Origin of the sequence: Janibacter hoylei PVAS-1 (assembly GCF_004025845.1) — a bacterium.
Taxonomy (GTDB): domain Bacteria; phylum Actinomycetota; class Actinomycetes; order Actinomycetales; family Dermatophilaceae; genus Janibacter; species Janibacter hoylei.
This window is the reverse complement of sequence record NZ_PIPF01000015.1, coordinates 1-9,923: the sequence shown is the minus strand read 5'-3', so window position 1 is coordinate 9,923 and position 9,923 is coordinate 1. Positions and strand designations below refer to the sequence as shown.

At 68.1% G+C, this 9,923-nt stretch carries 10 protein-coding genes; 6 read left to right on the top strand and 4 right to left on the bottom strand.

The annotated features are described in order from the left end of the window. Positions 1 to 538: hypothetical protein (locus CWN80_RS14790; RefSeq protein WP_128277487.1), on the top strand; the 538-nt coding region annotated here is incomplete at its 5' end. Positions 539 to 970: 432 nt separating this feature from the next. Here the strand turns inward: CWN80_RS14790 and CWN80_RS14785 are convergent. The 3 genes from CWN80_RS14785 to CWN80_RS14775 form a co-directional block, all read right to left on the bottom strand. Continuing rightward, on the bottom strand, positions 971 to 1,465 hold the full coding sequence (locus tag CWN80_RS14785; RefSeq protein ID WP_007929224.1) for a MerR family DNA-binding protein: 495 nt from the start codon (positions 1,463 to 1,465) through the stop codon (positions 971 to 973). A gap of 292 nt (positions 1,466 to 1,757) precedes the next feature. Further along, positions 1,758 to 2,693, bottom strand: a complete 936-nt coding sequence (locus CWN80_RS14780; RefSeq protein ID WP_040881646.1) for a cation diffusion facilitator family transporter — start codon at positions 2,691 to 2,693, stop codon at positions 1,758 to 1,760. Beyond that, the gene (locus CWN80_RS14775) at positions 2,693 to 3,070 is read right to left on the bottom strand and encodes an ArsR/SmtB family transcription factor (RefSeq protein WP_040881648.1); all 378 of its coding nucleotides are present in this window, start codon (positions 3,068 to 3,070) and stop codon (positions 2,693 to 2,695) included. Before CWN80_RS14775 ends, CWN80_RS14780 begins: the two co-directional genes overlap by 1 nt. Positions 3,071 to 3,193: 123 nt before the next feature. Between CWN80_RS14775 and CWN80_RS14770 the strand changes: the two genes are divergently transcribed. From CWN80_RS14770 to ccsB, 5 genes are all read left to right on the top strand, one after another. Further along, complete coding sequence (locus CWN80_RS14770; protein WP_238148262.1) at positions 3,194 to 3,919, top strand: sensor histidine kinase; 726 nt, start codon at positions 3,194 to 3,196, stop codon at positions 3,917 to 3,919. A gap of 235 nt (positions 3,920 to 4,154) precedes the next feature. Further along, positions 4,155 to 4,748 carry a TlpA family protein disulfide reductase gene (locus CWN80_RS14765; RefSeq protein ID WP_128277486.1) on the top strand — a complete coding sequence of 198 codons (594 nt, stop codon included), beginning with the start codon at positions 4,155 to 4,157 and terminating at the stop codon, positions 4,746 to 4,748. Further along, positions 4,748 to 5,524, top strand: coding sequence for a cytochrome c biogenesis CcdA family protein (locus CWN80_RS14760; protein WP_007929231.1), 777 nt, complete (start codon positions 4,748 to 4,750; stop codon positions 5,522 to 5,524). Before CWN80_RS14765 ends, CWN80_RS14760 begins: the two co-directional genes overlap by 1 nt. Continuing rightward, positions 5,524 to 7,092, top strand: a complete 1,569-nt coding sequence (resB, locus tag CWN80_RS14755; protein ID WP_007929233.1) for a cytochrome c biogenesis protein ResB — start codon at positions 5,524 to 5,526, stop codon at positions 7,090 to 7,092. Before CWN80_RS14760 ends, resB begins: the two co-directional genes overlap by 1 nt. Further along, positions 7,089 to 8,054, top strand: coding sequence for a c-type cytochrome biogenesis protein CcsB (gene ccsB, locus CWN80_RS14750; protein ID WP_007929235.1), 966 nt, complete (start codon positions 7,089 to 7,091; stop codon positions 8,052 to 8,054). The genes resB and ccsB overlap by 4 nt, the downstream gene beginning before the upstream one ends. A gap of 211 nt (positions 8,055 to 8,265) precedes the next feature. Here ccsB and lnt read toward each other — a convergent pair whose 3' ends face one another. Next, entirely contained in the window at positions 8,266 to 9,867 is a 1,602-nt protein-coding gene (lnt, locus tag CWN80_RS14745) for an apolipoprotein N-acyltransferase (RefSeq protein WP_202865259.1), read from the bottom strand. Positions 9,868 to 9,923 lie beyond the last annotated feature (56 nt).

Below are 9,923 nucleotides of genomic sequence, written 5' to 3'. Positions count from 1 at the left end.
TAAACCCGGGGCGATCCAGTCGGGTCTGGAGCATCAGTTGATGATGATGCTCGATCGGGACCAGAACGTCGCGTGGCTTGTGGCCCAGCCCTTCCTCCTTCGGTGGTCACCGAAGAAGTCGCACTATCCCGACCTCCTCAGCCTGGGCGTCGACGGGTCGGTGACGGTGTGGGACGCGCGCCCGGCCGAGTTGCAGGACATCGACTTCAACTGGAAGGTCGAGAAGAGCGCGGAGGCGTGCACCGCCCGCGGGTGGCGGCACCGGGTCTTTCCTGGCCTATCGCGTGCGGAGGAGGTCAACCTGCGCTGGTTGTCGATGGCCCGAAGGGAGCAGCCGTGGATGCCGGCCGCGAGGGTGCGCCTGCGCGAAATAACGCGCGGTCCTTATGTGACCTTCGGGGACATCGCCTCGGCAGATGAGGGTGGCTATCTCCTGTCGACACTGTGGCATCTGGCCTGGCGAGGCGATGTCCAGTTGGACCTTGCTGGCCGATGGGGCGAGGGCACTCGCGTGGTCTGGGCGGGTGAGCGGTCGTGAGCGTTGTCGAGAAGCAGCGGAGACTGCGCACGACACACGGGCTACATTGCACAGATGGACCGTCTGCCATGACTCCGCGCAATGTGCTTTGGTCGAGCTGCACAAGGAATGATCCCAGGTACGCGGGATGGTTCAACGGGTCGGTCGAGCGGCAGCTGACGATATTTGAGTTCGTCGCTGAGAGCCCCCAGAGGTCTGGACCATTGGGCTGCTCCGCATAGGGCACCGTCACCGGGCACTTTCCCGGACGGGTCTTATGGGACGCCCGAACATGCGTTCGTGCGCCGACCTGCGCCGTCACCGCAAGGGGATCGTCACCGCATCGCCCTACGTGACTCAGAACCTGACGTCAGTGGACCGCCAGCGCCTCCCCTGCGGGACGGCGAGGTCGTCGTCCCGCGCTTTGCTCACGGGGACGAGAGCTCTGTGGGGCTACAGGTAGCGGCAGACCTGGCCGGCGTCGTTGGTGTCGGGCTCGTCGAAGGCGACGTTTTCGTGCAGTTGGGACACGGTGGCGCGGAGGCCCTGGAGGGCGCCGATCTGGTCGTCCAGGTTGGCCAGTCTCTCGGCGAGCAGACTGTGGACGTGCTGGCACGGCGTGCGACCGGCGTCCCGGATGTCGAGGACCTCGCGAATGTTGGTGAGTCTGAGACCTGCGGTGCGCCCACGGCGGATGAAATCCAGACGGGCGATGATCTCCGGAGGGAAGTCCCGATAACCGCCGGTGGTGCGCGCGGCCGGAGGCAGCAACGCATTGGCCTCGTAGTAGCGGATTGTCTTCGTCGTTGTGCCGCTGGCCTCTTCCCAGCCACGTAGACGGCCCTTGATGAGGTCGATGAGCCGCTCGATGCCGATGAAGAAGACTCCGCCCCCGACGAAGGCCAGGATGAGAACCCATGGTGGGGATGCGTGTAGCGCCTCGGGCATCAGAGCTCCAGACCGACGACCGCGAGGACGATGCCTCGGCCAGGTGCAGCGCCAGACTCAGCGCGCGTTCGGAGACATCGACCACCTCGGCTGCGAGGCCGCCGAGGAAGTTGCCGACCGCCGGTAGAGCGGCCAGAGCCAGTACCAGGCAAAGCCGCTCATCCGGCTGGCTCTCGTCGCCGGTGCAGTGGTCGCTCCTCAGTCGTCGTCATGTTGGAGGGCTTCTCCCATAGCATCCCGCCCCTCGCAAGGGGGATCGTGACTGCGCGTGGCCGGGGTCGTTCTTGCTGATTCACGCGTGCTGGATGGCGTGGCACGTTCGGTCTCGTAGTGCGGTGGTTTCCAGCTGGATGGTGGCGTGGTCGAAGGAGACCGGGAAGTGCTCCTTCATGCAGGAGCGGATCTGCTCGAGGATCTGGGGTGCGTGCCCGGATTCGAAGCATTCGTCGTCGATCACGACGTGGGCGGAGATCACGGGCAGGCCCGTGCCGATGGTGGAGGCATGCAGGTCGTGCACCTCCGTGACGTGGTCCAGCTCCAGGACGTGTGCTCGCACGATGTCGAGGTCGACGCCCTCGGGGGTGAACTCCATCAGCACGCGTGTGGTCTCGCGCAGCAGGGTGACGGCCCGGGGAAGGATCAGGGCGGCGATGAACAATGCCGCGAAGGTGTCGGCTCGCTGGAATCCTGTGGTGGCGATGACGATGGCAGCCACGATCACGCCGATGGAGCCCAAGGCGTCGTTGAGGACCTCGAGGAAGGCGGCGCGCATGTTGAAGTTGGCTTCGCGGCTGGAGGCCAGGATCCCCATCGCGGCGAGGTTCGCGACCAAGCCGATCACTCCGAAGACCAGCAGTTCTGTGCCCGGCACCTGGGTCGGCTCGAAGAGCCGGCGCACTCCTTCGACTGCGGCGTAGGTGCCGACCACGAGCAGCAGCGCGGCCTGGCCCAGTGCGGCGACGACTTCGATGCGGGCGAATCCCCAGGTGCGTTTGCTGCTGGGTGGGCGCAGCATCATGGTGGCGGCGATGGCGGCGACCAACAGACCGCTCCAGTCCGATAGCGCGTGGGCGGTGTCTGTCAGCAACGCCAAGCTGCCGGTGACGACGCTGCCCACTGCCTGGGCCACGACGATGAGTGTGGTGATGCCCAGGGCGAAGAGCAGTCGGTTGCGTAGGGCCCGGCTGGGCTGTCCCGGTGGGCGTGCGTGGCTGTGTTCGGCGCCCATCACAGCTCCTCTGCGGTCAGCTGGTCGTGGTCGCGGTGATCGCGCAGTGACAGCAGCATCCCGGACGCGGCGAGGAACGCGTCGGCGTCCTCGAGCACGGCGGACAGCCGCGCGGGGTCGGCCAGTGCGAACCACGAGGCGCGACCTTCGGTGCGCAGGGTCACCAGGCCGCAGTCGCGCAGGCATGCCAGGTGCTTGCTGACGGTGGACTGGGCCAGGTGCATGTGGTCCACCAGGTCGCGGACGCGGTGCTCGCCACTGGCGAGGTGCTCCAGCAGCGCCAGTCGCGTGGGTTCGGCCAAGGCGTGAAACAGTGCGGCACGGGCGCCGCGGTCTTCCATTCCGACTATCTCGCCAAGACCACCATTAATCGTCATATAGCGATGCTAGCACCTCCGAACGATGAGCCGTTCTCCCGTGGAACCCGATTCGGCCCGAGAATAGAACAGGTCAGCGTCTGATGTATGGTCACGGCATGCTGAACATTGAACGGCGCTTGGATGTGGTCAACCGGCTGGGGCGCGGCCCGCATGCAGGGGGTCGAGGACACCCGACGGCGGATGCTGTCCGACCTCGCCCACGAACTACGCACGCCGATCGCGACCCTGAGCGCCTACCACGAGGGACTGCACGACGGTGTCGTCACCCTCGGTGATGACTCTCGTATGGCGTTGACCGCCCAGACGGAACGACTCGCGCGACTGGCCGAGGACATCAACGAGGTCTCTACGGCCGAAGAAGGACACCTCGCCCTCGACATCCAGCGCCACAAGGTCGCTGACCTGTTGTGGGCAGCCTACGGGGGCATGCGGGACAGCTACTCGGAGAAGGGCCTCAACCTGGTCCTGGAGGTTGACGAGGCGACAGGACTCGAGACCCTGGTCGATCCCGTCCGATTCGCCCAAGTCATGACCAACCTCCTCAGCAACGCCCTCAGGCACACACCTGCAGGCGGAACGATCACCCTCGCGGCGGGCCGCGAGGGCGGTGAGGCCATCATCACCGTCACCGACACCGGTGAAGGTATGACACCCGACCAGGTGCAGCACGCCTTCGAACGCTTCTATCGCGGGGACTCGGCCCGCACCAACGACCGACGAGGCTCCGGCATCGGCCTGACCATCAGCAAGGCCATCATCGACGCGCACCATGGGGACCTCACCGCGTCCAGCCCCGGGCCCCGAAGGGGCTCGTGCTTCACCATCTCCCTGCCGCTCGTGCGCTGATAGAACGATTTCGCCGAAAGCCTGATGCAATGCTAGGACCCAAGTACTGACACCCCTGACCTTGGGCTCCGGGTCTAGCCTGAGAGGATCGGTGCCATGAGTCAGCAGAAGGTGAGCCTGATCGATTCCTCTCTGGTTGGCAACCCGATTCTTGGTCGACCGCCCTTCGCCCGACCGCACCTTCGGCTGCACGCCTGTACGCGCGCAGTTCGATGACCTTGGAGCCTGCCCCTCGATGACTGCCCACCGTCCCACCCGCCGTACCGTCGTCGCCGCCGCGAGCACCCTCGCAGTGATGGCGGTCGCCGGCTGCTCGTCCTCCTCCGACACCGCGGATGCGGCCCAGGACGCCGGGTACCGCTCCGGTGACGGCACCCTGCACCTCATCCCCGCGGCCGAGCGCGACGAGCCGGTCGAGCTCGCCGGCGAGACCATCCAGGGCGCGACCTGGGACAGCGCCGACGAGCGCGGCGAGGTGGTCGTGGTCAACCTCTGGGCCAGCTGGTGCGGTCCGTGCGCCAAGGAGGCTCCGCACCTCGTCGAGGCCCACGAGGAGACGAAGGGGGAGGACGTCGCCTTTGTCGGTATCAACTACCGCGAGTCCTCCAAGGAGACCGGGCGGGCGCAGGGGGAGGAGTGGGGCTTCGTCTGGCCTTCCGTCTACGACAAGTCCGGCCAGAGCGCGATCGACATGCAGGGCAAGATGACCACCCAGCCCTCGACCGCGGTCCTCGACCGTGAGGGTCGGATCGCCGCGGTCGTCCTCGGTCCCGTCACCACCTCCACCCTCGTCGGCGTCGTCGAGGACACCCTGGCCGAGTCGGCCTGATGACCGCTGTCCTGCCCGCGCTCGCCGCGGTGCCCACTTCGCTGAGCGACCAGGTGACCGGCGGGGCCCTGCCGCTCGCAGTGCTCGTGGCCGCCCTCGCCGGCCTGGTCTCCTTCGCCACCCCGTGCGTGATTCCGCTCGTGCCGGGTTACCTCGGGTACGTCACCGGGCTGTCCGACGTCGCTCTTGAGGAGCGCAGCCGCGGCCGGATGATCGCGGGTGCGCTGTTGTTCATCCTCGGCTTCACGTTCGTCTTCGTCCTCGCGTCGCTGTTCGTGGCCACCGCCGGCCGCGCGCTGGTGGAGCACCGGGTGCTGCTGATGCGCGTCGGCGGCGTCGTGGTGATCCTGATGGCCCTGGTCTTCCTGGGGGCAGGCACGCAGCGGACCTTCCGCCTACCGGTCAAACCCGCGACCGGGCTGGCCGGGGCGCCGCTCCTCGGCGCCGTGTTCGGCCTCGGGTGGGCGCCGTGCATGGGTCCGACCCTGGCGGCGGTCCTCGCCCTCAACCTCGCCGGTGATGCGTCGACCACCCGTGCGGTGATCCTCGCTGTCGCCTACTGCCTGGGGCTGGGTCTGCCCTTCGTGCTCATCGCGGCCGCCTACGAGCGCTGGGCCCCGGTGTCCGCATGGTTGTTGCGTTACCAGCGCAGGATCCAGGTCGCTGGCGCGATCCTGCTGATCATCGTGGGTCTGCTCCTGCTCACCGGCGGCTGGGACTACCTGACCCGGTGGTTGCAGACCCAGCTGATCAGCGACGTGGAGGTCCTCATCTGATGGCGATCGGCACGAAGCCCGACCCGAAGCAGGACATCACCCAACCCAGGCTCGGTGTCGTCGGTTGGGCGCGGTGGGGCTGGCGGCAGCTGACGAGCATGCGCACCGCGCTCTTCCTGCTGTTCCTCCTGGCGATCGGCGCGGTGCCCGGCTCGGTCTTCCCGCAGCGCAGCATCGACCCGGCCCAGACCGACGCCTGGCTCGCGCGGCACGAGACGACCGGGCCGTGGCTCGACCGGCTCGGGGCCTTCGACGTCTACTCCTCGCCGTGGTTCTCGGCGATCTACCTGCTGCTCTTCATCTCCCTCATCGGCTGCATCCTGCCGCGCACCGCCGTGCACTGGAAGGCGTTGCGCAGCAAGCCCCCTCGCGCGCCCAAGCGGCTCGAGGCCCACGCCGAGGGCGAGGTCGAGGGCAGTCTCGAGGAGGTCCGCGAGGCCGCGACTACGGTGCTGCGGGGGCGCCGCTACCGCGTCGCGAGCCACGACGACGTCAGCGTCTCAGCCGAGACCGGCTACCTCAAGGAGACCGGCAACCTGATCTTCCACACGAGCCTGGTCGCGCTGATCATCGGCGTCGCGATCGGCTACCTGTGGGGGTGGAAGGCCGACATCATCGTCCCCTCGGGCGAGTCCTTCGTCAGCACCGTCACCCGCTTCGACACCTGGGCGCCGGGGCCCTTGGTCGACGAGTCATCGCTGGCTCCCTTCGTCGTCGCGGTCGACGAGATGACGGCGGACTTCAACGACGTCGATCCCAACGCCCGCAGCTTCGGCCAGCCGCGCGACTTCGAGGCACAGGTGCGTGTCGACCCGGTCGAGGGTGAGTCCTTCACCGACGAGATCAAGGTCAACGCACCGTTGGAGATGACGGACGCGACCGTCTTCCTGCTCGGCAACGGCTACGCCCCCGTCGTCACGGTCAAGGACGCGCAGGGGGAGGTCCTCTACAAGGGGGCGACCCCCTTCCTCGCGCAGGACGGCAACTACCGCTCCACGGGTGCGATCAAGGTCGGGGCGGCCACACAGCCCGAGCAGTTCGGCTTCGTCGGGCTCTTCCTGCCCACCGCGACGATCGACCCGCAGCAGGGCCCGATCTCGGTCTTCCCCGACACCCGGGCACCGGCGCTCGCCCTGAGCCTGTACACCGGTGAGCTCTACCCCGGGGGCCAACCGCAGTCCGTCTTCACCCTCGACACGAAGTCGATGGACAAGGTCGAGACGACCGACGGCACCGACCAGACGCGGCTGTGGCTGGCCCCCGGCGACACCAAGACGCTGCCCGGCGACCGGGGCACGATCACCTTCGACGGCATCGAGCGGTACGCCGGTTTCTCCGTGCGCCATGACCCGGGCGAAGAACTGACCCTCGTCTCCGCGCTGCTGGCGCTCGGTGGCCTCATCACCACGCTGCTGGTCAAGCGGCGGCGGGTCTTCGTGCGGCTGCACGAGGAGGAGGGCCGGGTGCGGGTCGAGGTGGGCGGCATGAGCCGTGACGACGACGAGGGACTGACCGAGGTGGTCAAGCAGGTGCGAGACCGGCTCGTGGGAGAATCGAGGACATCATGAACAACGAGATGCTGGCCCAGTACGCCAACTACGCGCTGGCCTCGGCCGCGCTGGTCATCACCGTGGCGATGCTCTGCTACGCCCTCTACCTCGCGCAGGCCGTGCCGATGCGTGAGCGCGCCGAGGTCGGGTCCAAGGTCCCGGCGATCGTGGGCGGTCCGGCCGATGGCGAAGGGGGGTCTGCCCCAGCCGAGACCGGCTTCGCGACCGCTGGTGAGACCGCGGTGCGGGCACGCAAGGCCGCCGGTGTCGCCGGCTCCCTCTCGTGGCTCGGCGCCGGGTTCCTGCTGCTGTCGTTCGCGCTGCGCGGGTTCGCGGTGGACCGATTCCCGCTGGGCAACCTCTTCGAGTTCAGCATCGGCGGGGCCTTCTTCGCCCTGGCGACGTTCAGCGTGGCCTCGACGCGCCGCGACCTGCGCTGGCTCGGGGTCTTCGTCACCGCCTTCGTCACGCTGCTGCTCATGGTCGCCTCGACCGCCTGGTACGTCGAGGCCGACGAGGTCGTGCCCTCGCTGAACTCCTACTGGCTGCCGATCCACGTCACCGTGGCTACCCTGGCGGTCGGCGTCTTGACTGTGGGCGCGATCGTCAGTGGGCTCTACCTGCTCAGCGACCGCGAGGTGGGCGGCGAGCGCTTCTGGCGCAAGCTGCCCCCGGCGCAGTCGCTGGAGAAGCTCTCCTACTCACTGCACATCATCGGCTTCCCCTTGTGGTCCTTCACCCTCATCGCCGGCGCCATCTGGGCGCGCGAGGCCTGGGGTGCGTACTGGACGTGGGACCCCAAGGAGGTGTGGACCTTCGTCATCTGGACGGTCTACGCCGCCTACCTGCACGCGCGCGCGACGAAGACCACCCCGCGCCGGACCGCGAACTGGATCGCCGTCGCGGGGTTTGCGTGCATCATCATCAACTACACCGTCGTCAACTTCTACTTCATCGGCATGCACAGCTACGCCCAGTAAGGCCACCATGATCCGCTACACCCTCCTTCGCCTCTACGGTTTGGCAGGCCTCAGGAGCGCGTCACCCTGACGCATGTTTCGGTGACGCCTCCGCGGTCCTGGGCTGCGGTGGGGCGGACGCCCCGTCCGTCGACATTCCGTGGGACTGACGGAGGTTCGACGATTGCCGGACCGCCGCAGCCACCCATGCAGGTTGAGGATGGACCGCCGGTCAGACGGAGCGCCGACGGGTGGCGTGGACGCCCACCGGTGCGATGAGAACGAGTAGTGCGAGCACGAGCATCGGGGTGTCGCCCATGCGCGCATAGGGAGTCAACCCGGTCCGCAACGGGACGCTGGCCCTCATCAGCTCTCGCGTCCCCAGACCACTGAGATCGGTCAGCGCACCGTCGGGTCGGATGATGGCCGAGTACCCCGTGGGTGCGGCCTGCAAGACAGCGCGACCGAACTCCCGGGCGCGCAGGCGGGACGCGGCGACTTCGATGGCGGGGACGGTCCGGCCGGTAAAGGACGAGGCGCTCGTGGGAGCGAGGACCAGCTGTCCGCCGGCATGCACCGCCGCGGCGACCCGGTCGGGGAAGAACGTCTCGTAGGAGATGACGATGCCCAACGGTGGTGTCCCACGCGGTTGGAGCACTGCGGGGCCCTGGCCGGCGATGGCATCGCGCGGCACCAGTCGGGTCAGGTCGCTGAGTGGCTCGACCAGATCCCGCATCGGCAGGTACTCGCCGAAGGGGACGCGGTGGTGCTTCTCGTAGCGACCCAGCAGGTTCCCCTCCGGGCCCCACAGGACGGACGCGTTGCGGAAGCGGTCCCGCCCTTCGGCTTCGGTGGTCCCGACGACGAGGTTGGTCTCGAGCCGTCGGGCCAGGTCGGCGAAGCGTGCACCCACGGATGTCTGGCCTATCGGACCGTCGACGTGGGCGATACTCTCCGGCATGAGCACCAGGTCCGGTGATCCGGTGATGCCTCGGGCGGCTCGCAGGTGCTCGGCCGTGGCATCCACCGACTGGATCACGTGCACCCCCCGTGCACCGCCTCCTTGGACGAGCACCGCGTCGAGCGTGCCCGCTGCCGCGGTCCCTGGGGTGTCCGGCAGCGCCGGTGGCACGACGAGCGCCACCAAGGCACTGATCGCAGCGACAGCGCGGGTCCGTTTCGACTCGAGGACGAGAGCAGCCACCGCGGCTCCGGTCAACGCCGCGAGTCCGGTCACCAACAGGGAACCACCGACAGGGGCCGCGCCCAGGAACGGCCCGTCGACCTGGCTGAAGCCCAGAGACGGGAGCGGGAACCCGCCGAAGGGGAAGCGGTTCTGCACCGCCTCCAGCAGCACGAGCGCGGCGGGGGTGGTCAGCCACCAGCCCCGCCTCCCGGGACGCCGGGTGACTGCGCCCGCCCGTGTCGGGCCCCCGAACGACACCGCTGCGACGAGCACCAGCAGTGCTGTCTCAAGAACGACGACGGCCAGGTACCCGCCGCCGGTGAAGTCGGTGAGCCAGCGCAGGGCGATGCCGTAATGGACGACTCCAGCCAGCGCGCCGAGCCACAGACGTTCACGCAGCGGACGACCAGCCAGGGCCAGCATGAATGCAGTAACCCCCAGCGGGAAAAGCTCCCACCACCCGCGTGGTGGCAACGCCAACCACCAGAGGGTCGCAGCCGTCACCATCAGGGCGGCATCCAGCACCGACCCACGCGAAGTCGCGCTCCTCGTTCGCCGCACGGTGTCGGGGAGGCGGAAGCCAATGCTCATCGATCTGGAGAGCTCCACGAGAGGCGCGTGGTCGGCCAGGCCGGACAGGATGGTCACCGTTGCGACGCTAGCCGCAACGACCGGACATAGACAACTGGATCGCCCCGGGTTGG

Excerpts from the sequence above, each read along its gene's own strand:
- ccsB (WP_007929235.1), top strand. The coding sequence starts at position 7,089 with ATGAACAACGAGATGCTGGCCCAGTACGCCAACTACGCGCTGGCCTCG.
- CWN80_RS14775 (WP_040881648.1), bottom strand. The coding sequence starts at position 3,070 with ATGACGATTAATGGTGGTCTTGGCGAGATAGTCGGAATGGAAGACCGC.
- CWN80_RS14765 (WP_128277486.1), top strand. The coding sequence starts at position 4,155 with ATGACTGCCCACCGTCCCACCCGCCGTACCGTCGTCGCCGCCGCGAGC.
- CWN80_RS14785 (WP_007929224.1), bottom strand. The coding sequence starts at position 1,465 with ATGCCCGAGGCGCTACACGCATCCCCACCATGGGTTCTCATCCTGGCC.
- CWN80_RS14780 (WP_040881646.1), bottom strand. The coding sequence starts at position 2,693 with ATGGGCGCCGAACACAGCCACGCACGCCCACCGGGACAGCCCAGCCGG.
- resB (WP_007929233.1), top strand. The coding sequence starts at position 5,524 with ATGGCGATCGGCACGAAGCCCGACCCGAAGCAGGACATCACCCAACCC.
- CWN80_RS14770 (WP_238148262.1), top strand. The coding sequence starts at position 3,194 with ATGTGGTCAACCGGCTGGGGCGCGGCCCGCATGCAGGGGGTCGAGGAC.
- CWN80_RS14760 (WP_007929231.1), top strand. The coding sequence starts at position 4,748 with ATGACCGCTGTCCTGCCCGCGCTCGCCGCGGTGCCCACTTCGCTGAGC.